This is a genomic window from Bacillus sp. ES1-5 (genome assembly GCF_022487605.1).
GTDB lineage: Bacteria > Bacillota > Bacilli > Bacillales > Bacillaceae_G > Bacillus_A > Bacillus_A wiedmannii.
In genome coordinates this window covers 1-20867 of the sequence record NZ_JAKVPU010000009.1, presented here as the reverse complement: position 1 = coordinate 20867, position 20867 = coordinate 1, and the positions used below count along the sequence as shown (strand labels likewise).

Annotated in this window: 18 protein-coding genes; 12 read left to right on the top strand and 6 right to left on the bottom strand. The window is 35.8% G+C overall.

All coding sequences use genetic code 11. From position 1 onward, the window contains the following. Positions 1 to 30: 30 nt before the first annotated feature. Both MKO96_RS23120 and MKO96_RS23115 read right to left on the bottom strand, forming a co-directional pair. Positions 31 to 906, bottom strand: coding sequence for a cytochrome aa3 quinol oxidase subunit II (locus tag MKO96_RS23120; protein WP_046957295.1), 876 nt, complete (start codon positions 904 to 906; stop codon positions 31 to 33). A 282-nt stretch (positions 907 to 1188) separates the two neighbouring features. Then, a complete protein-coding gene (locus MKO96_RS23115) occupies positions 1189 to 2604 on the bottom strand; it encodes an amino acid permease (protein ID WP_046953778.1) in 1416 nt (471 codons plus the stop codon). Positions 2605 to 2984: 380 nt separating this feature from the next. Between MKO96_RS23115 and MKO96_RS23110 the strand changes: the two genes are divergently transcribed. The 8 genes from MKO96_RS23110 to MKO96_RS29420 all read left to right on the top strand — a co-directional run bounded on the left by MKO96_RS23110 (position 2985) and on the right by MKO96_RS29420 (position 10663). Beyond that, entirely contained in the window at positions 2985 to 3695 is a 711-nt protein-coding gene (locus MKO96_RS23110) for a C39 family peptidase (protein ID WP_088061929.1), read from the top strand. A gap of 132 nt (positions 3696 to 3827) precedes the next feature. Further along, positions 3828 to 5003 (top strand): amidohydrolase, encoded by a 1176-nt coding sequence (locus tag MKO96_RS23105; RefSeq protein WP_240588811.1) that lies wholly within the window; start codon positions 3828 to 3830, stop codon positions 5001 to 5003. A gap of 1 nt (position 5004) precedes the next feature. Further along, positions 5005 to 5202 (top strand): DUF3311 domain-containing protein, encoded by a 198-nt coding sequence (locus MKO96_RS23100; RefSeq protein WP_000719854.1) that lies wholly within the window; start codon positions 5005 to 5007, stop codon positions 5200 to 5202. Continuing rightward, a complete protein-coding gene (locus MKO96_RS23095; protein WP_240588810.1) occupies positions 5199 to 6671 on the top strand; it encodes a sodium:solute symporter family protein in 1473 nt (490 codons plus the stop codon). Before MKO96_RS23100 ends, MKO96_RS23095 begins: the two co-directional genes overlap by 4 nt. Positions 6672 to 6781: 110 nt before the next feature. Then, on the top strand, positions 6782 to 8251 hold the full coding sequence (gerLA, locus tag MKO96_RS23090) for a spore germination protein GerLA (protein ID WP_240588809.1): 1470 nt from the start codon (positions 6782 to 6784) through the stop codon (positions 8249 to 8251). Further along, complete coding sequence (locus tag MKO96_RS23085; RefSeq protein WP_240588808.1) at positions 8252 to 9373, top strand: endospore germination permease; 1122 nt, start codon at positions 8252 to 8254, stop codon at positions 9371 to 9373. Continuing rightward, positions 9357 to 10523: a Ger(x)C family spore germination protein gene (locus MKO96_RS23080; RefSeq protein ID WP_240588807.1), complete on the top strand. Its 1167-nt coding sequence runs from the start codon at positions 9357 to 9359 to the stop codon at positions 10521 to 10523. The genes MKO96_RS23085 and MKO96_RS23080 overlap by 17 nt, the downstream gene beginning before the upstream one ends. 11 nt (positions 10524 to 10534) lie before the next feature. Continuing rightward, a complete protein-coding gene (locus MKO96_RS29420; RefSeq protein ID WP_080467893.1) occupies positions 10535 to 10663 on the top strand; it encodes a hypothetical protein in 129 nt (42 codons plus the stop codon). Between the two features lie 63 nt (positions 10664 to 10726). Here the strand turns inward: MKO96_RS29420 and MKO96_RS23075 are convergent, their stop codons facing one another. The 3 genes from MKO96_RS23075 to MKO96_RS23065 are packed head-to-tail and all read right to left on the bottom strand — an operon-like array spanning position 10727 to position 13081. Continuing rightward, a complete protein-coding gene (locus MKO96_RS23075) occupies positions 10727 to 12127 on the bottom strand; it encodes a nucleoside recognition domain-containing protein (protein ID WP_087979479.1) in 1401 nt (466 codons plus the stop codon). Beyond that, the gene (locus MKO96_RS23070) at positions 12105 to 12827 is read right to left on the bottom strand and encodes a FeoB small GTPase domain-containing protein (RefSeq protein ID WP_240588806.1); all 723 of its coding nucleotides are present in this window, start codon (positions 12825 to 12827) and stop codon (positions 12105 to 12107) included. The genes MKO96_RS23075 and MKO96_RS23070 overlap by 23 nt, the downstream gene beginning before the upstream one ends. Then, positions 12824 to 13081 (bottom strand): FeoA family protein, encoded by a 258-nt coding sequence (locus MKO96_RS23065; protein WP_000252989.1) that lies wholly within the window; start codon positions 13079 to 13081, stop codon positions 12824 to 12826. Before MKO96_RS23065 ends, MKO96_RS23070 begins: the two co-directional genes overlap by 4 nt. Before the next feature lie 509 nt (positions 13082 to 13590). On the opposite strand from MKO96_RS23065, the gene MKO96_RS23060 reads away from it, so the two are divergent. From MKO96_RS23060 to MKO96_RS23045, 4 genes are all read left to right on the top strand, one after another. Beyond that, positions 13591 to 14493, top strand: coding sequence for a phosphate ABC transporter substrate-binding protein PstS family protein (locus tag MKO96_RS23060; RefSeq protein ID WP_240588805.1), 903 nt, complete (start codon positions 13591 to 13593; stop codon positions 14491 to 14493). 71 nt (positions 14494 to 14564) lie between these two features. Continuing rightward, on the top strand, positions 14565 to 15455 hold the full coding sequence (gene pstC / locus MKO96_RS23055) for a phosphate ABC transporter permease subunit PstC (RefSeq protein WP_000676675.1): 891 nt from the start codon (positions 14565 to 14567) through the stop codon (positions 15453 to 15455). Between the two features lie 2 nt (positions 15456 to 15457). Beyond that, entirely contained in the window at positions 15458 to 16378 is a 921-nt protein-coding gene (pstA, locus tag MKO96_RS23050; protein ID WP_088095198.1) for a phosphate ABC transporter permease PstA, read from the top strand. Between the two features lie 135 nt (positions 16379 to 16513). Then, positions 16514 to 17038 carry a P-loop nucleotide/nucleoside kinase family protein gene (locus tag MKO96_RS23045; protein ID WP_240588804.1) on the top strand — a complete coding sequence of 175 codons (525 nt, stop codon included), beginning with the start codon at positions 16514 to 16516 and terminating at the stop codon, positions 17036 to 17038. 44 nt (positions 17039 to 17082) lie between these two features. On the opposite strand, the gene MKO96_RS23040 is transcribed toward MKO96_RS23045, so the two are convergent. Next, the gene (locus tag MKO96_RS23040) at positions 17083 to 20127 is read right to left on the bottom strand and encodes an efflux RND transporter permease subunit (protein ID WP_240588803.1); all 3045 of its coding nucleotides are present in this window, start codon (positions 20125 to 20127) and stop codon (positions 17083 to 17085) included. Positions 20128 to 20867: the final 740 nt, after the last annotated feature.

Sequence of the window (20867 nt, the reverse complement as noted above, 5' to 3'; positions counted from 1 at the left end):
GTTCACTCCAATCTGTTGGAATAATAGCTATTATTTTTTGTTTTTGTAGTAGTTGTAATCACAATATTCAAGTGATTTTGGATCTACATAACTTAAGTGGTGACTAGAGAATGTCATACGACCAACTACACCAGGTTTAACAATTTCGTTGTACTTATCTTCTGTTAGTTTAGGAGCAGTTTGTTGTACTTCTTTAACCCACTTGTCATATTTCTCTTTAGTTTTTGCTTCAACTTCGAACTCCATATGTGTGAATCCTTCACCAGAGAAGTTCGCACTACGGCCTAGGTAAGAACCAGGCTTATCAGCTTGTAAATAAAGATCCATAATCATGCCATCCATAGTGTACTTCATACCACCAAGTTCTGGTACCCAGAAAGCATTCATTGGACCGACAGAAGTCAGTTTGAATTGAATTGGTACACCAGCTGGGATGTTTAAATAGTTAACGGTTTCAATTTTTTCCTCTGGGTAACTGAATAACCATTTCCAGTTTGCAGATGTAACATAAATCTCAACTGGTTTAATATGTTTGGACTCTGCCGGAACCTCTTCCGAAGCATAAGTTGCTTTTACTGTTGGAATCGATAATGCGATAACGATAATAACAGGAACAAGCGTCCAAATAATTTCTAATAATGTGTTACCGTGTTGTTCAGGTGGCTCGTAGTCCATATTCTCTGGTTTTTCACGATAACGAATCAAGATGACTGTAAACAAGATGAATACAATTGCGATAATTAATGACATAAGCAAGAATGACCAAACAATTAAATCATACTGTGCTTTTGCAACAGGTCCTTGCGGATTTAATACTGCGAGTTTCTTATCACAGCCGCCGAGGAACAGAAGTAATGATAACGGAAGAAGCGAAGCCAGCTTCCAAAACGTTTTCTTTAGTTGCACGATTGAAAATCTCCTTTCTCCTTGGATTGAAACTATGCCAATAAAACAATATAAACCTATTAATTTATAGATGGCAATAGTTTTTGTGATATTGTTAAAAAATAGACACAAATGCACACTTTTTAAGGTGAATATCATTTGTAACTTGATAACATTGTAAACTATTTTCCAGTGAAAAACGTGATTGTGGAAATTTTAAGATAAATAAAGTTATACCAAGATATCCAAAAAATAGAAAAAAGCTATCTTATGATAAGAAAGATAGCTGAATATTTTGTATGTTTAGTTTACTTCTTTTTTTAGATTTATTTGTTGTTCAAATGTGACAACTTTTTTATATTTTAATTGGTATAAAATGTAACAAAAAATCATAAATGGAATACCACAATAAAGAGCAATTCTCTGATCTGGAATGAAAGCTAAACTAACAAATGTAATGAAATTGAGTGAGAATGCTACGATTGGAACGATTGGATAAAGCGGTGTGCGATATTTTAAATCATTAATGTCCCCGCCGTTTTTTAAGAAATTTCTACGGAAGAAAAACTGTGAAGCTGCGATTGACATCCAAACTACGACAGCGGCCATAGCTGCAATAGATGTTAAAACTAAAAAGACAGTATCTGCCGCAAATATACTTGTTAATAGAGACAAACTTGCAAAAATTAGACTGAAAATTAATGCGTTTAGTGGCACTCCTTTTTTAGTTAACTTCGTAAAAGCTGGACTTGCCATTCCTTGTTTTGCCATCGCCCAAAGCATACGAGAATTTGCGTATAGACCAGAGTTGGCTACGGATAATACTGCTGTAATAATAACAAAGTTCATAATGTCAGCTGCATATGGAACACCGGCTACATCAAATACAAGTACAAATGGACTTTCGACTAGATTAGCCTCTTGCCATGGGAGTAAACCTACAACAACTGATATTGCTAGGACGAAGAAGAAGAGAGTTCGCCAAATGGTATTTTTAATCGCTTTTGGAATTGTTTTTTCAGGGTTTTCACTTTCTCCTGAAGCAATTCCGATTAATTCTGTTCCTTGGAAGGAGTAATTTACTGTAATCATCGTAAGAAGAACAGCTAATGCACCGTTTGGAAATAATCCGCCATTTTCAGTGAAATTGTGAAGCATTGGCGCTGGTTTTCCATTAAAGTCTAGTAGACCGAACATAACTGCACCACCGAGTACGATGAAAATAACAATGGTTGCGACTTTTACACTTGCGAACCAAAATTCTGCTTCTGCATATGCCTTTGCTGATAATGCGTTTACAAGAAAGAGTGCTGCTGCAAATGTAACACACCAAATCCACGAAGAAACGTCTGGAAACCAACGTTTCATTAAAATACTTACAGTTGTTAACTCTACCCCAACTGTAACAGCCCAATTTAACCAATACATCCAACCGACAACAAATCCAAAACCAGGTGAAATAAATTTGCTTGCATAGCTTTGGAATGAACCTGCTTCTGGCATAGCAACTGATAATTCACCAAGACATAACATCGTTAAATACATAACAAATCCACCGACTAAAAATGCAAGAATAGCACCACCAGGACCGGCGTTATGGACGATTTGACCAGATCCCATAAATAGGCCAGTTCCGATAACACCACCAAGTGCAATCATAAATAGGTGTCTACTTTTCATTGTTCGTTTTAAATCTGTGTGTTCTACTTGTTGATTCATACGCCCCTCACCTCGTTATTTTCTTGTATGTATGAATTGATTTTCATTCCGAGTTTTTAATCATTAGTGGGGGATGTGACACATACTCGGCTTATTTATTATGAAATGAGTGGAGTATGTAAAAATGCGAACTATGACTAAATACTCTAAGAATGTTTTTATTAACAAGGTGATATCTTCACTATGTTAATTATTTTGATTTTAGCAAAAATATTCAGAAAAGTATATTGTTTTTTCTTTTTATTAAAAATAATTAGAATTTTATAACGATGAAAGTGTGAACAATAATTCATAGAATCTTTCTAGCAAACTAGTAAGAAGAAAGGTACAATGATAAGAGGTATGTCTGTAAAATAATAATTAATGGAGTTTTGTTTAAAATGAAAAAGTTAAAATATCTTTTTGTTTTTGGAATTATATTTGCTGCTGCGTTTTTTATAGGGAAAGATAAAATTATACAAAAGGCGCAAGTGTTCCGTTTAGAGTTTCTATCTGAAATGAAAGAAGCGACTATGATTGAAAATGTTCCGTTTATAAAGCAGTTACCAGAATTACCTCGTGGATGTGAAGTTACAAGTTTGGCTATGTTGCTACAATATAAAGGTATACAAGTAGATAAGATGCAACTTGCTAGCGAAATTCATCGTGTTCCATTTGAACAAAATGGTTTACGTGGAAATCCTTATGAGGGGTTCGTTGGAAATATTTATACGAAGACAGAGCCAGGATATGGTGTATATAATCAACCCATTTTTAATTTAGCAGAAAAATATGCTCCTGAAAAAGTAGTTAATTTAACAGGTAGAGACGTGCAAGATATGTATAAAGTAGTTAGTTCCGGTTCGCCAGTATGGGTCATTATTAATACAACGTTTAAGCCACTAGCCGAGAGTAGTTTTGAAACATGGAATACAAGCTCTGGCGAAGTGAAAATTACATATTATGAACATAGTGTAGTAATAGTTGGATATGATCAAAACTTTGTATATGTAAATGATCCACTTAAAAATAATCCGCGTTTTGCTGTTCCGCGAGCAGAGTTTGAGAAAGCTTGGGAGCAAATGGGGAAACAAGCGATTACTATTTTATAATACTGAAAAAGTCATCTTTTTGATGGCTTTTTATTTTTAAGTTATTATAACGGAAAATTCAGAAGATTCTTTAAAAATTTAACAATTCAAGTTATAATAACATTTAACTTGGTGAAGAAGGGGCGAAGAGAAATGGATGTTGCAAAGGAACTGGTTTTATCGAAAAATCAATTAATTGAGTGGAGAAGGCATTTTCATAAGTATCCAGAGTTATCTTTTCAAGAAGAAAATACATCCCAGTTTGTATTCGATATACTTCAAAAAATCCCATATTTAGAAGTGTCAAGACCTACTAAATATAGTGTAATGGCAAGGTTAATTGGTAAGCAACCTGGTAAAACCATCGCGGTTCGTGCTGACATGGACGCGCTTCCTATTCATGAAGAAAATGAGTTTGATTTTATTTCTACATATCCAGGTGTGATGCATGCATGTGGCCATGATGGACATATAGCGATATTACTTGGGGTCGTACATAAGTTAGTAGAAAAAAGAGAGAAGATTAAAGGAGAGATTCGTTTTCTCTTCCAACATGCAGAAGAAAACTTTCCTGGCGGGGCAGAGGAAATGGTTGCAGCGGGTGTAATGGAATGTGTGGATTATATTATTGGTGCTCACCTTTGGGCATCGTTAGAGGTTGGTAAAATAGGTGTAACTTATGGTCCTGCAATGGCAGCCCCAGATGTTTTTAAAATTACGATAGAAGGAAAAGGTGGACATGCTGGAATCCCTCATGAAACGGTTGATAGTATTGCAATCGGTACACAAGTCGTTTCGCAACTTCAGCACATTGTATCCCGCCTCACGAATCCGTTAGATCCTCTTGTAGTATCTGTTACGCAATTTCATGCTGGGACAACCCATAATGTGATTCCAGAACAAGCGGAGATTGAAGGGACAGTGCGGAGTTTAAGACATGAGTTACGAGAAGAAACCGAGAAAAGGATTGAACGGATTGTGAAGCATGTGACGGAGTCTTACGGGGCGAAATATACATTTTCTTATGAATATGGATATCGACCAGTAGTAAATAATTATGAAGTTACAGAGATTATTGAGCAAACAGCATTACAGTTGTATGGAAGAGAGCAAGTTACTCGTTTACAGCCGACGATGGCTGGAGAAGATTTTTCAGCGTTTTTACAAAAGGCACCAGGGACATTCTTTTTTATCGGAGCGGGAAATAAAGAGAAAGGAATTATATATCCTCACCATCACCCTCGTTTTACGATTGATGAAGATGCATTACCGGTTGGCGTGGAAGTTTTTGTATCATCTATTATAAATTTCATAAGTAAAGGAGAATGAGATGAAGAAAATACACGTATTAGCGCTTATTCCAGTTTTTTGTTTAGTTATTGGACCCGTATTTGCTAATTCAGTTACTCCTTACGTATTAGGGATGCCGTTTTTATTGTTTTGGATATTATTATCGGTACTCATTACGTCTCTTTGTATGGGGCTTGTGTACGTATTTGATCCTGCTAATAAGGGGGATGTAAAATGATCGCTTTACTTATCATTATTTTATTTTTGTTTCTCGCACTATTTTTAGGAATTCGGGCACAACATGGAAAAGATATGAATTTAGAGCAATGGTCAGTTGGTGGAAGAGGATTTGGCACTATTTTTATTTTTCTTCTTATGGCAGGTGAAATTTATACGACGTTCACATTTTTAGGCGGAAGTGGATGGGCGTATAGTAAAGGAGCACCTACTTTCTATATTTTAGGTTATGGTGCACTAGCTTATATTTTATCTTACTTTTTATTGCCGCCAGTTTGGAAGTATGCGAAAGAGCATAATCTTGTTTCGCAGCCAGATTTTTTTGTGAAGAAATATAAGAGCCAGGCACTTGGCATTATCGTTTCTGTCATTGGGGTTATTTCGATTATCCCATACCTTGTTTTACAGTTAAAAGGATTAGGTATTATCGTTTCGGAAGCATCTTATGGAAGGGTATCACCAGTTATTGCAGTGTGGATTGGTGCGATTGTCATAACGATATATGTAATGGTTTCAGGCATACACGGCTCTGCTTGGACAGCCGCTTTGAAGGATATTATGATCCTGTTTATCGTTATGTTTTTAGGTATATATTTACCGTACCATTATTACGGAGGATTTCAGCCGATGTTCGAAGCGGTAGAAGCGGCGAAACCAGGATTTTTATCTTTACCCGATGAAGGAATGAGTATTTCTTGGTTTGTTTCTACTATTGTATTAACAGCTCTCGGTTTCTATATGTGGCCCCATACATTTGCTTCTGCTTTCTCTGCAAAAAATGAAAAAGTATTTAGGAAAAACGCGGCAATCATGCCTCTTTATTCTTTAGTATTGCTTTTCGTATTCTTTGCAGGTTTTGCTGCCATACTGCAAGTTCCAGGGTTAAAGGGAGGGGATGTAGACCTTTCATTATTCCGTCTCGCTCTTCAAACCTTTGACCCATGGTTTATTGGTATTATTGGTAGCGCAGGAGTATTAACAGCATTAGTTCCAGGTTCCATGCTTGTTATGGCCGCATCTACGTTGTTAGCAAAAAACATTTACCGAACAATGGTCCCATCAGCTTCAGATAGACAAGTTGCTAAAGTTGCAAAATTATTTGTGCCTGTAGTAACACTTGTTGCAGTATTGTTTACATTTAAAGGAGGAGAAACGATAGGGGCTCTTCTTTTAATGGGATACAGTATAGTGACACAACTTTTCCCTGCACTTGTATGTAGTTTGTTTCCGCGTCAAGTTATTACGAAGCAAGGGGCAATTGCGGGAATGGGGATTGGGTTGTTAGTGGTCGCATATATTACTTTATCTGGTTCAACTATAGCTACGATGTTTCCAGGTTTCCCCCAATATATAAAAGATTTAAATGTAGGAATAGTCGCATTGTTAATGAATATGATTGTGATGTTTATCGTTAGTTGGTTCACGAAAAGTGTATCGATAAAGAAAGACAATATAATAGTAGAAAAGTAATCCTTGTATTAGAGCTATCTTCAAAAAAGAGATAGCTCTTTTTTGTATATATTTCCTTCTATTAGCGGAATCTAACTAAAAACTTGTTGAAAAGGAAGTTAGGTGGGGAATTGTTAGAGTTAAAAGATAACTTATTTGAAGTTATGAAAGAAGTTAGAGATGAGTTAGGTTCGCCTAATGATTTAACAATTAGGGAAGTTGCCCTTGCTGGTAGTTTTACACGCTGTGCTGTTATTTTTTTATGTGGGTTAACAGATAAGGATAATGTTTATAAATATGTAGTTCGTACACTTCAATATGAAGAAGTACAAAAAGAAGAAGCTGTTGTTCAAACGTTATTGGATCGTTTTATTTCTATTGCGGAAGTTGGTAAGAAGACAACGTTTCCGGATATTATAAATGCGATTTTAGCGGGAGATACAGTTATATTAATTGATAATGTTCAAACCGCTATCGTGATTAATAGTAGGGCTTGGGAAAAAAGAAGTTTAGAACCGCCGGTAACAGAAGATTTAATACGTGGACCGAGGATCGGATTAAATGAAGATATTAACGTGAATAAAATGTTAATTCGCCGTAGTTTACGTGACCCAAAGTTGAGATTTCAATCTTATATTATGGGGAAGAGATCCCAAAAAGAAGTGACTTTAGTATATATAGAAGACATTATTAATCCTTACATTGTAAAAGAGCTAGATCGGCGTCTTCAATCCATAGTGACAGATGTTGTTTTTGAGACGGGTACGATTGAGCAATTAATTCAAGATAATAATTTGTCACCGTTTCCGCAGTTTTTGAATACGGAAAGGCCTGATAATATTGTGGCCTCATTAGCGAAAGGGAAGGCAGCAATATTAGTGGATGGATCACCGTTTGCTCTTATAGCTCCGCTAGTATTTGTTGATATTTTTCAATCTGTGGAAGATCATTACGAGCGCTGGGTGATTGGGACGTTATTGAGGATTTTGCGAATGGTTTCTGGTATTATGGCGGTTTTATTACCAGCGACGTATGTAGCGCTAGTTTCATACCACCAAGGGCTTATTCCATCTAAACTAGCTTATTCTATTGCGGGAGCGAGAGAAGGGGTACCATTTCCGGCATATATAGAAACATTAATGATGGCATTAACGATGGAGTTAATACGAGAAGCGGGAATTAGGTTGCCAAAACCGATGGGGCAAACAATTGGGATTGTAGGTGGTCTTGTAATTGGAGAAGCAGCGGTGAACGCAGGGATTGTAAATCCATTTTTAGTTATCATAATTGCGGTTACAGCTATTGCTACCTTTTCGCTTCCTGTATATAGCATTACGATTACGTTTCGTATTTTACTTTTCGTCTTTGTTTTAGCAGCGACTGCTTTTGGTTTGTATGGAATTATTTTAGCGCTTATTGCACTTGCAGTTCATATTACGAATTTGAAGAGTGTTGGTGTCCCATATACAACGCCTATTGCTCCTGCATTTTATAAAGATTGGAAAGAAGAAATTATCCGCATGCCAAAATCAATGTTGAAAGATAGACCAGAGTATTTACAAACGAAAGATTCTACAATACGTCCAAAGGAGCGAGAATAATTGAAACCATTTGAGTATGGCGATGAAGAAATTGGATCTCGGGAGCTGGGTTTTGCGGTATCGTCAACGATTATTGGTATAGGTGCACTATCTATGCCGCGAGATATCGCTATGCAAACTTTATTTTCGGATGGTTGGATTATTTTACTTCTTGGTGGATTGATATGTGCGTGTTTAGGTTGGTTTGTGACACGAGTGGCTATTTTATTCCCAAAACAAAACTTTGTTCAATATACGAGTGAGTACTTGACGAAGCCTGTTGCATACACAATTAGTATCATTTTAGTGTTAACATTCGTTGCTTTGACGGCATATGAGGCCCGAAAAATTGCAATTATTTCACAAACGTATTTGTTTAGTGATACACCAATACAGTTGTTATCTTTCTTTTTTTTGTTAGTTGTTGTTTATGGAATTGCTGGATCTAGGGCTGCATTATTAAGATTAAATGTTTTATTCTTACCTATCGTGTTAATTGCGATCGTGCTGCTCTCTTTATTGAATGTGAACTTAATGGAAGTAGATAATTTACTACCTGCTTTTCAAACGGACGTCAGTCAATATGCTGTTGGAGTAAAAAATTCTATTTTTACGTTTATTGGATTTGAGGTAGCTTTATTTTATGCAGTGATGTTAAATGATACGGCAAAAAAGGCGCCGATGGCAGTTGCAAAAGCTGTGATGGTAAACGTGTTGTCTTACATTTTAATTTATTTAACTTGTATTAGTGTTTTTACATATATGACAACCCGGGGATTAACATATCCAACGATTGAATTAGGGAAAGAGATTGAAATTGGTGGGGGGTTTTTAGAAAGATTCGATGCAATTTTTTTTACGACATGGATTATTACGATTTATAACACGACAGCAATGTATTATGACGTTGCGTCTTTATTGTTTTGTGCTATGTTTCCGAAAGTTAAGAAACATATCTTTATTTTCGTAAGTGCTCCTATGATTTTTATGCTGAATATGATTCCTGGTAATTTAAATACTTTATCAAGTTACGGAACGTATTTAGCTTGGATAGATATGGGCTTTGTCGTGTTAGCACCTTTGTTAGTTTTTATTGTATATAAAATAAAAAGAAGGAATGGTAGAAATGAAACACCTTCTTAAAATTATAATGCTGCTAGTGTTAGCCGGATCGATAAGTGGATGCTCTGAGCTAGAAGAAATAGAAGAAAGAGGATTTGTAGTAGGTGCAGCGTATGATATTGTGAAAAAAAAGAAATCGAATCCAATTATGAAAGGGACGTATCAGATGGTACTTCCCAGCAAGCTAGCACAGCAAGGTGGACAAAGTGGTGGAGATAGTGAAAATTATATTAATGTTAGTGCGAAAGCAGATAGTGTCTTTGAGCAAATCCGAATTATCGCCAAAAAAATTAGTCGCTCATTATTCTTTCCGCATATACAAGTGATAATTTTTTCTAAAGATTTATTAGCGAATCCATATGTTTTACAAAATACGTTAGATGTATATATTCGTGATCATGAGATGAGACGAAATATTCGTTTATTCGTTTCTAAGAAAGATGCAGAAGCTATTTTGAAGCAGAGTGCGAAGCCTGAAAATTTACCGGCGCAGTATATTGATATGCTAGCTGAACATCCTCCGAAAAATGCTCAAATGATTGAGGCTGCAAGAATTGGTGAGGTGCAGCAAAAAATGATTGCTAATCGAAGTTTCGTATTACCTATTCTTGAACTAACAAAACAAGGGGTGCAAATGAACGGGGCAGCGTTGTTTCGTGGGAAGGATAATAAGTGTGTAGGCAGTTTGGATGGAGAAGAAACATTAGGGATGAATTATGTAATAGGTAAGAAAATTGGCGGATTCTTTACGATCCGTAAGCAAGACCAGCTTATTACATATGAAATTCATAAGATGCATCGGAAGATTAAAGTATCTACGAAAAATGCCACAAAACCGAAGTTTGATATTCATTTATCTTTTGAAGGCACTTTAGCTGAGGTGCACTTTAGCGATCATAAACAAATTATGAATGAAAGTCGATTGAAGAAAACAATTGCGGAGGAAATGGAGAAGCGTATCCAAAAATCGATTAAGCTTGTTCAAAAAAAATATAAGGTAGATGTATTAGCGTTAGGAGAAGTATATAAGCGGCATAATTATAAAGAATGGAAGAAGATAGATAAGAATTGGGATCAAGGTGAAAATTACTTTAGTAATGCTGAGGTTACTGTTCATGTTCATCCGACAATTGAGCATTCCGGTTCAGCCTTACCGAAAAGAGTGAAATAAGGTGATGTAAGTTGTTTACTGGTCTAGGGATTAGTTGCACGATATTAATGGCGGTTCTTCCGGGAGCTATATACTTCCTTCATAAAAAAATTTCAACGTATGGAGCGCAGCCGTGGAAAGAAAAAAAGAAACCTGAATGATTTTCAGGTTTCTTTTGCGCAAAGCAAATGTGAAGGGGGATACCTTCTATGTATGCTTTGCTTTTATACAAGCCCTAACCAATGTACCAATTGTGTAGAGAGGAATGTCACAACAATGGCGATAACGGTAGGGATTGCAAACGATAAGAACGTCCATTTTGCACTTTTTGTTTCTTTATATATGTTAACCAGTGTTGTTCCGCATGGGAAATGAAGAAGTGAGAACAACATTGTGTTTAACGCTGTTAACCAAGTCCAACCATTTTCTAAGAATAGATTTTTAATTTGATTAAAATCATCTATTTCAGTTAAAGCTCCAGTTGATAAATAAGACATTAATAAAATCGGGATAACAATTTCATTAGCTGGTAGTCCAAGAATGAAAGCAGCTAGAATAAAACCGTCAAGTCCTAACATTTTAGCAAATGGATCTAGGAAGTTTACAAAATACATAAGTAAGCTTGTGTCACCGATGAAAATGTTAGCAAGTAACCAAGTTAATGCAGCCGCAGGGGCAGCTACAACGACAGCTCGTTTTAAAACATAAATAGATTTATCGAGTGTTGCACGTACAATTGTATTCCAAACTTTTGGCTTACGGTACGGTGGTAACTCAAGAGTGTAGTGAGTTGGCACGCCTTTTAAAGCTGTTTTTGATAGTACCCAAGAAACAGTTAATGTCATAATAACACCAATTACAACCATCCCAACTACAACGCCGGCAGTAACTAATGTTTGCATACTACCTGTATAACCAGCAGCCATAAATAATGAAGCCATTAAAATTAACATAGGCCAACGACCGTTACAAGGAACGAAGTTGTTTGTTAAGATTGCAAGCATACGTTCACGTGGTGATTCAATAATACGTGTTGACATAATAGCGGCTGCATTACAACCAAAGCCCATTGCCATTGTTAAAGATTGTTTGCCGTGTGCACCGGAGCGTTTGAATAAGCGGTCCATATTAAATGCAACACGTGGTAAGTATCCGTAGTTTTCTAATAGTGCGAACATAGGGAAGAAGATTGCCATAGGTGGTAACATAACGCTAATAACAGCACCGATACCACGGAATAAACCAAGTATTAAAATGCCATGTAACCATTCAGGTGCATGCGCTGCTTGGAACCAAGATGTTAAATATCCTTCGGTCCATCCGAAGAATTCAGCAATCATATCAGACGGTACGTTAGCGCCTGCAATTGTAAGATAAAAAATAATAGATAAAATACCGAGCATAATTGGAAATCCCCAAATTGGAGATGTGAAAATTTTATCTAGTTTTTCAGAACGATACAATTTATCAGTATTTGTATATTGAACAGACTCTTTACATATGCTTGCAGATGTTCGATAAATATCTCCGACAATATCATCTCGTATATCTTCTTTTGAGAGTGCTTGTGCATGTTGAATAATATAGTCTAATGGAAGAGCCTTACTGGCTGAGTGAGATTCCATTCATTACGACCTCCCTTACAAGTGGTTCTTTATGGTGTTTTTGAAGTGTAGTTAAGAAGTTTTTATCTCCATCTAATATACGTAACGCAATCCAACGTGCTGGATACGTATCACCGAACACTTTATAAATTTGTGGTTCTAATTCCTGAATCATATTTTCGATTTTTTCACTGTAAGAAATTTTAATTGGTGTTGGAATTAATTTTTTGTTTGCTACTTTAGCGATAACATTTAGCAAATGCCCAATACCTACTCGGTTACGAGCAGAAATTTTAACTACAGGTACACCGAGCGATTTTGCTAATTTCTTTTCATCAATAACGATGCCCTTTTTCTCCGCTTCATCAATTAAATTAATACAAATGACTACATTGCTTGTCATTTCCATCACTTGGAGTGCTAAATTTAAATTTCTTTCCATTGCAGTTGCATCTATAACAACTACAGTTACTTCTGGTTTTTCAAATATAATATAATCTCTTGCTACTTCTTCATCCGCAGAATTTGAATATAGTGAGTAAGTTCCAGGTAAATCTATTAATGTATATTTACTTCCGTTATGTTCATATTCCCCTTCAGCTTTTAAAACAGTTTTTCCCGTCCAGTTTCCAGTATGTTGTTTTAAGCCTGTTAAAGTATTAAATAATGTACTTTTCCCGGTGTTCGGGTTGCCAGCTAAAGCAATACGATGTTTGCTCATCTGAAATCATCTCCTATTAATACCCCGAAAATAAGGGAACTTTCTTCCTTACGTAGTGCGATAGTTGTATTGCTTACTTGATAAGCGACCGGATCTCCAAGCGGACTGCGCTGTAATACTTTAATTGTTGCCCCGGGGATAAATCCTAAGTCTAATAAACGTCGTTTCATAGTTCCTTCTAATTGTATCTTCTCAATTTGTACAAACTCTCCTGTCTTAAATTCGGAAAGTGGTTTTGTATTAGCCGATACCATAAAAGTTACCTCATCTCTATATTGTTTGTTTAAGTTTAAAAAGTTTCCTTAGGTAAACTTTTTGTTAATAATATAGTAGACTACATTGGATGATGCTGTCAATTGGTACTTTAAAAATATTCATTTATTTTTAGAATTGTTCCAATTTATTTAGTTGTACTAAAAAATATTACTGAAATTCTGTTGAATGTAAATAAAGTAAGAGTGTAAAAGTTAAAAGATACAATGGATTTGTAAATGTATTTTTAATTAAAAGGGGAAAAGAGCGAAAAACATTTACATTGAATTTACATTGTTAAGAATAAATTTACATTACAGCTTAATTCGTGTGGATTTTGTTGGGTTCTTTAACTATAAATGTTGGGATTCCTAGCTTTTAAGGATTATTATCGTCATTTACTTAAAATTAAAAATTGCTTAACACTCACATAATATTGTTGTCCTACAATGAATTTGTGTTCGAAAGAAAATGAATTCGAAAAGTGATAATCCAAATGGGGGTACAAGACATGGTTATGAAAAAAGGTATTAAATTTTCTTTAGCGGCTTTAGTGGTGGCAGGAGCGTTAGTTGGATGTGGGAAAGCAGATGATACAGCTAGTAAAGAAGCTGCTAAAGGAAGCGATAATACAAAACAAGAATTATCAGGTACGATTGCAGCAGCTGGTTCTACAGCTCTTCTACCTCTTGCGGAGGAAGCTGGAAAGAAATTCATGGAGAAAAATTCAAAAGTTTCTATTCAAGTGCAAGGTGGCGGTAGTGGAACTGGGATTAACCAAGTAGCATCGGGTGCAGTACAAATTGGTAATTCAGATGTTCCGTCGGGAGATAAAATAAAAGATGCTGAAAAAGCGAAAGAATTAGTAGATAACAAGGTTGCGGGTATTGCATTCGCACTTGTCGTAAATAAAGATGTAAAAGTTGATAACTTAACAGTGCAACAAGTACAAGATATCTTCACTGGGAAAGTAACAAACTGGAAAGAGGTAGGCGGGAAAGATGAAAAAATCAACGTAATTAACCGTCCAGCTTCATCGGGTACACGTGCTACATTTGAAAAGACAGTGATGAAAGACGCGAAAATTAATGATGGAACTGGTACAACACAAGATTCTAACGGTGCAGTAGAGCAAGCAATCAATTCTACTCCAGGTTCAGTAAGTTATTTAGCGATGTCTTACATGGTGGGCGATAAAAAGGGTGCGCTACAAACAGTGAAAATTGATGGTTCTGAACCAAAAGTTGAAAACATTTCGTCTGGTAAATATCCATTCTGGTCTTACGAGTACATGGTAACAAAAGGTGAAGCGAAAGAAGCAACGAAAGCTTACATTGATTATGTAAAAGGAAAAGACTTTGAAAAGCAAGTAGAAGATATGGGTTACATCCCAATGTCTAAATTAAATAAGTAATAAATTTTTATGGGGCTGGCTGCAAGGCCAGTCCTGTTCATTTCAATCTATGAAGTGGGGTCTGACCTGTGATGAAGGGGAAAAAACAAATTAATTACGTAAAAAGTGAATATATAGGAAGATCGCTTGTTACGTTTTGTGGTATTTTTATTGTTTTAATTACATTAGCTATTATTGCGTTTATTTGCGGTAAAGGTATTCAATCTTTTACACAAAGCGGTATCTCATTTACTGAGATGTTAACATCGACAAAATGGAATCCAAATGCTGACGAAGGAACCTTCGGGGCTTTGATTTTTATTGTAGGTTCAACAGTGGTTTCGTTAGGTGCGGTTATTATTAGTGCGCCAATTGCTATAGCTCTTGCTATATTCATGAATTTAATTTCGCCGAAATTTGGAAATAAAGTATTGAAGCCCGTTTTAGAATTATTAGTTGGTATTCCTTCGGTTGTATACGGATTATTAGGGGTTACGATTTTAGTGCCGCTATTACGTGATTCTTTCGGGGGAGTGGGATTTAGTCTAATTGCGGGTATTGTTGTATTAAGTATTATGATTTTACCTACTATTGCTAGTATCGCTTCTGATGCAATACGCTCTGTTCCATTTGATTATTTAGAAGCTTCTTATGGTCTAGGATCAACGAAATGGCAAGCGGTTAGCCGAGTAATTGTTCCTGCTGCGAAAAAAGGGATTTTAACAGGTGTTGTTTTAGGTTTAGCGCGTGCTTTCGGTGAAGCATTAGCGGTTCAAATGGTAATCGGGAACACAATTAAATTACCAGAAGGAATATATAGCCCGACAGCGACGTTAACTGGTATTTTGACAATGGACATGACAAATACATTAAACGGAACTGCTTGGAATAATGCGCTATGGACTTTAGCGATGATTTTACTTGTTATTTCATTCCTGTTTATTTTAGTAATTCGAGCGATTGGGCAAAGAGGTGAGCGATAATAATGAATGCAAGAACGGTAAATAAAATTTGGACAGGTATCTTTTATGCAGTTGCAGCTTTAGTTGTAGCTCTGCTAGTATTCTTAGTGTTTGAAATTTTGCAAAAGGGATGGGGGTTTTGGGATCCTAATTTCTTGTTTGGAGAACCAAGTAATACAAGAGCTGGTGGTGGGATTGGTCCGCAGTTATTCAATTCTTTCTACATGCTTGTTATAACGCTTGTTATATCTATTCCTCTTGGGTTAGGTGCTGGAATATATTTAGCAGAGTACGCAAAACAAGGGCGTTTTTTAAATTTTGTTCGTTTATGTATTGAGACAATGGCATCTTTACCTTCTATTGTTGTTGGTTTATTCGGTTTGTTAGTGTTCGTTACAATGACAGGGTGGGGATACACAGTAATGGGTGGTGCTCTTGCTCTAACTATTTTAAACTTACCAGGTTTAACACGTGTTTGTGAAAATGCAATTTCAGAAGTTCCTCATAATGTAAAAGAGGCAAGTCTTGGATTAGGTGCAACGAAGTGGCAAACGATCGCTCGTATTATTATCCCGTCATCATTACCGCAAATTATTACAGGTATTATTTTAGCGGCGGGTCGTATATTCGGGGAAGCGGCTGCACTGATTTACACAGCGGGTTTAACATCCCCGATTTTAAATTCAGCAGCGGACTTCTCAAGTCCTGCGCATCCTTTAAATCCATTTAGACCAGCTGAAACATTAGCGGTTCACATTTGGAAGCTAAATTCTGAAGGAGTTATTCCGGATGCAAAATTGATTGCGACAAAATCTGCAGCTGTATTAATTATTATGGTATTACTATTCAATGTTATTTCACGCTTGATAGCATCTGTATTACACAAACGTTTTACAGGAACGAAAAGAAAAAGTAAAACGACGAAGAAAGTAAAAGCAGCATAAATTATAAACAGGAACTCTCTATTTAAAAGTAGGGAGTTCTTTTTGTATTTTAATATAGAAGGAATGGATGTAATGATTGTTGAATTTGTAATTGATTATATAGATGAATAGGTTCGGATGGGAGGGGGAGTTAATTTGTTTTTTCTGCAAATGTCAGGTTTTCCTGGATCGGGAAAATCGACAGTTTCTAAGTATATAGCGAAGTTAACAGGTGCTTTAATTGTAGATCATGATGTTTTGAAATCGGCATTGTTACAATCATTAGAAATGAAAGGGGTTGAATCGACAATTGTTGGAGGAGTATCATACGATGTTGAATGGGCATTGATTGATTCTTATTTAGAACAAGGGCATAGTGTTATATTGGATAGTCCATGTCTATATGAAGGGCTGGTTGAAAAAGGAATGAAACTGTCTAATAAACATGGTGTAAAATATAAATATATCGAATGTTATCTTAATGATATGGAAGAGATTAACAATAGTCTGCGAACACGTAAACGTATGGTCAGTCAGATTGGAAAAGTGGATTCGGAAGTAGCTTTTAAAAAGTGGTTAGATGGTAGTAAAAGACCTTTAAATAGTGAATATCTTATTGTAGATTCTGGTAAACCTCTAGAGCGATATGCTCAAAAAATGATGGATTATATCGGTAAGTAGAGAAAAGGGCGTTATCTTCAAGAATGAAGATAACGCCTTTTTCTTTAAATATCAGGTGTTTCTGTAGAAGTGTTTATTTTTCTACGAGAGCGTCTTTTTCTCCCGATTTTATCTAATAGTTCATACATAACTGGAACGACTACTAATGTAAGAACGGTTGAGACTGCTAAACCACCGATGACAACGACGGCAAGACTTTTTGATACCATGCTTCCTGCTTGCGATTGACCAAATAGGAGAGGAAGCATAGCGACGATTGTCGTTATAGCTGTCATAATAATTGGACGTAATCTAGTGGATCCCGCTTCTAGTAAGGCATCTCTTGTTTCCATTCCGTGTTCCCGATTTTGTTGCACTCTTTCTATTAATACAATAGCGTTTGTAACGACAATACCAATTAACATTAATGCGCCGATCAAGGAATTTACATCAACGGGTGTTCCTGAAATGATTAATCCTAAAATACCGCCAACAGCAGCTAATGGCAGGGAGAACAAAATTGCAAAAGGAGCGCGCGCCTGTCCGAAGGTGATAACCATAATTAAATATACAATCCCGATTGCAATCCCCATAATTTTGAATAAATCTGTGAAGTTCTCTTGCATAGATTCAGTTGCACCTGCAATAGTTACTTTTGCGCCGCTAGGTAAGTCTAAGTTAGCTATCGTTTCGTTTACTTCTGCGCTTACTTTACTTAAATCTTCATTTGAGGCCTCAGCAGTAATTTGAATCGTTTCTTTTCCGTCTTTATGGAAGACTTCTGTTTGAAGTTGCTTTTCTGAAATAGTTGCAATGTCTTTTAAAGGAATTGGTCCATTGATAGGTGATAGTATGTTTGTATTTAAAATGTCTTCTTGTTTAGTAATGTTCTCTTTTTTGTGTTCTATTATAATAGTTGTTTTTTCATTATTGATTGAAACTTCACCAATAGGTGATTTCTTCATAAGGAATGCTACTTGTTGTGCTGCTAATTCTGGTGTTAAGCCTAGTTGTTCGGCCTTTGTTTGATCAACATGGATTTGCCATTCTTTCTTAGAGTCTTCTAAATTTGTTTTTACTTTAGAGAGAGCAGCCATATCTTTTAGTTTTGTTTCGACGATAGTAGCAGCCTCTTTTAAATTCGTTTCGTTAGTTGCTGTTACGTTAAATTGCAAATTGTTGCCACCACCAGAGCTTGAATAACTCGTTTTTATATAATCTAGTTCAGCAGGCTCAAAAGCTTTATGTTCTTTCTTTAACTCTTTAATATATTGATCAATATCAGAGCCTTTCTTGAAGACTACAAATATACTGGCAAGATTATTTTTTGTCGTTTGCCCCCATTGTGCATCTTCTGCGCTAGATCCCATTCGTAAAATAACATCTGTTACATCCGAATTAGAAAGTAATTTCTTTTCGAAATCGAAGGCCTTTTGTTTTTGTGTTTCAGGAGCGTAATCAGCTGGGAAAGTCATATTAATAGATAACATTGTGTCGTCTTCAGATTTTATGTTCGCTTTCGGTAGTAATACATAGGCTGCAATCGATCCTGCGAATAATAAAAAAGCAGTAAGTAAAATAATGAATTTATGCGAAAGAGCCCACTTTAATGTAGCGACATATCGTGGTGAAGAACTTGGCTTTTTGTGCTTTGTTTTTTTGAGTAGTAAAAAAGCCATAAGTGGAACAACTGTTAGTGCAACGATTAAGGATGATAGTATAGAATATACAACTGCTAATACCATAGGTAACATTAATTTTCCGATTACTCCTGATACGAGGCCGATAGGTAAGAAAACAGCGACTGTTGTTAAAGTAGAAGAAGTAATTGCGACGGCGACCTCTTTCGTTGCATCGAGAATAATATCTTTAGAGAAAGATTCTTTTTGTAAACGACGGAAAATGTTCTCGATGACAACGATACTATCATCAACGAGACGTCCAACTGCAACCGCTAAACCACCAAGAGTTAGAGTGTTAAGTGTGATGTTAGATTGATGTAGTAAAAAGAGTGTTAATAAAATAGATAATGGAATACTGACAACAGCGATGAGTGTCGTTCGGAAGTTACGCAAAAAGATTAAGATAATTAGAGTTGCAGCAATTGCTCCAAGAATTACTTCTTTGCCCATACTAGTAACAGCATTTTCAACTTGCTCATGAGTTGAGGCTAAAAGTTTAATAGAAAACTGATCTTTATATTGTTTACTTATATCTTTGATTTTCTTATCGATTTCCTTTCCGATTGCAACTGCATTTTTACTTGGCTCTTTCATGATGATTAATCCGGTTCCTTCTTCTCCGTTTATATGTGAGATTGTATCGTAGTGTTGTTTAAGTTCAATTTGAGCAACATCTTGTAATTTTACTTGAGGTGCAACGGTTATGTTTTTAATATCATCTACATTTTTTATATCCCCAATGACACGAAGGTTATATTCTTCTTTATTAACGGTAATTGCTCCAGCTGGAGTGGAAGTTTCTTTTCCTTGTAAAACTTTTAATATTTGTTCTGTTGCTACGTTTTTATCTTTTAATTGGTTTGGGTCTAGTGTGATAGATAATTCAGAGGCTGATTTTCCGAAAAACATAACGTTGGCAACACCATCAATGCTTTCGAGTTGTGGTACGATTTCTTTTTCGATTTGTTTTTCATCTGCTTTTGAAAATCCGTTTTGCTTCTGGATAGCAATTTGAGCGAGTGGAATCATAGAAGTATTTAATTGGCTAACTATGGGTTTAGTTGTATCTTTAGGTAATTTAATTGTATTAATGGCCTTTTCGACTTCGCGTGCTGCGTCTTTCATGTTTGCTTTGGATGTATACGCGATATCGATGCGTGATAATCCCTCGTGCGTAGAAGAGGTGATGCTGTCGATGTGCTCTAAATTGCGAAATTGTTTTTCGAGGGGATCAGTTACTTCTTTCGTCATCGCTTCAGCGTCGAGTCCTTGAGATAAGGTTGTGACAGTGACTGCTGGATTATCGATGCTTGGTAAAAATTCCATAGGTAATTTAGATCCGGAATAAACGCCAAGTACGGAAATGAGAAAAACCATGATGATAACAGCGGCGCGGTTTTTTAATGAAAACTTTGTTAACCTATCCATAAAGTAATTCCTCCATTGGTTTATTTATAGTTGAGTACGTCCTTTCTTACTATATAACAAAAAATGGATATTTTTCATTAATTAAATGTAAAAAAATTCTAACAATATTCTTAAGTTAATTTTTTTTGTGAAAATTTCGTTATTTATTCCGCTATTCGCCGAGCGATAAGACTATTACCTAATCGAGCTGTCTGTAAACAACCGATTCGTTCAATTAATAGTTTGTGTGGAGGAACAAAACTAAAAATCGGTATGTTTGCTTTATGTAGGAAGTGGTGAATCTATTTTTTAGTTTGGATTGATTTGTTTTTTATATTGTTAGTCTATAGAGAAGCAAATGATCAGGGCGTTAATATAGAAGAGAATGAAAATCTAGGAAGGGGTTATGAAATACAGTTTGGTTAACTAGAGTGTATTGGTATACAATTTAAATAGCTGTTTTCCGTAGATGGGATGAGGCGTCTCTATATAGAAGAAAGTAGGATGGATATTTTTTTGTGTTTTTTTTGAAAAAACACTTGTTATTTAAAAATCATGATGGTATATTAATAAACGTCGCTGATGCGGAAACGCAGAAAACGACAAAAAAGAAATTTTAAAACTTAGTTGACATCAAAAAATGAAGATGTTAATATGATGAAGTCGCTTCTGGAGCGGCAGACAAGTTCTTTGAAAACTGAACGAAACAAACAACGTGAAACGTCAATTTTTATTTTTAGATGCTAGACAAACTAACTTTA

Bases quoted from the DNA above. Each gene is read 5' to 3' on its own strand.
- MKO96_RS23115 (WP_046953778.1), bottom strand. From the start codon at position 2,604: ATGAATCAACAAGTAGAACACACAGATTTAAAACGAACAATGAAAAGT.
- MKO96_RS23110 (WP_088061929.1), top strand. From the start codon at position 2,985: ATGAAAAAGTTAAAATATCTTTTTGTTTTTGGAATTATATTTGCTGCT.
- MKO96_RS23105 (WP_240588811.1), top strand. From the start codon at position 3,828: ATGGATGTTGCAAAGGAACTGGTTTTATCGAAAAATCAATTAATTGAG.
- MKO96_RS23100 (WP_000719854.1), top strand. From the start codon at position 5,005: ATGAAGAAAATACACGTATTAGCGCTTATTCCAGTTTTTTGTTTAGTT.
- MKO96_RS23095 (WP_240588810.1), top strand. From the start codon at position 5,199: ATGATCGCTTTACTTATCATTATTTTATTTTTGTTTCTCGCACTATTT.
- MKO96_RS23080 (WP_240588807.1), top strand. From the start codon at position 9,357: ATGAAACACCTTCTTAAAATTATAATGCTGCTAGTGTTAGCCGGATCG.
- MKO96_RS23075 (WP_087979479.1), bottom strand. From the start codon at position 12,127: ATGGAATCTCACTCAGCCAGTAAGGCTCTTCCATTAGACTATATTATT.
- MKO96_RS23070 (WP_240588806.1), bottom strand. From the start codon at position 12,827: ATGAGCAAACATCGTATTGCTTTAGCTGGCAACCCGAACACCGGGAAA.
- MKO96_RS23065 (WP_000252989.1), bottom strand. From the start codon at position 13,081: ATGGTATCGGCTAATACAAAACCACTTTCCGAATTTAAGACAGGAGAG.
- MKO96_RS23060 (WP_240588805.1), top strand. From the start codon at position 13,591: ATGGTTATGAAAAAAGGTATTAAATTTTCTTTAGCGGCTTTAGTGGTG.
- pstC (WP_000676675.1), top strand. From the start codon at position 14,565: ATGAAGGGGAAAAAACAAATTAATTACGTAAAAAGTGAATATATAGGA.
- pstA (WP_088095198.1), top strand. From the start codon at position 15,458: ATGAATGCAAGAACGGTAAATAAAATTTGGACAGGTATCTTTTATGCA.
- MKO96_RS23040 (WP_240588803.1), bottom strand. From the start codon at position 20,127: ATGGATAGGTTAACAAAGTTTTCATTAAAAAACCGCGCCGCTGTTATC.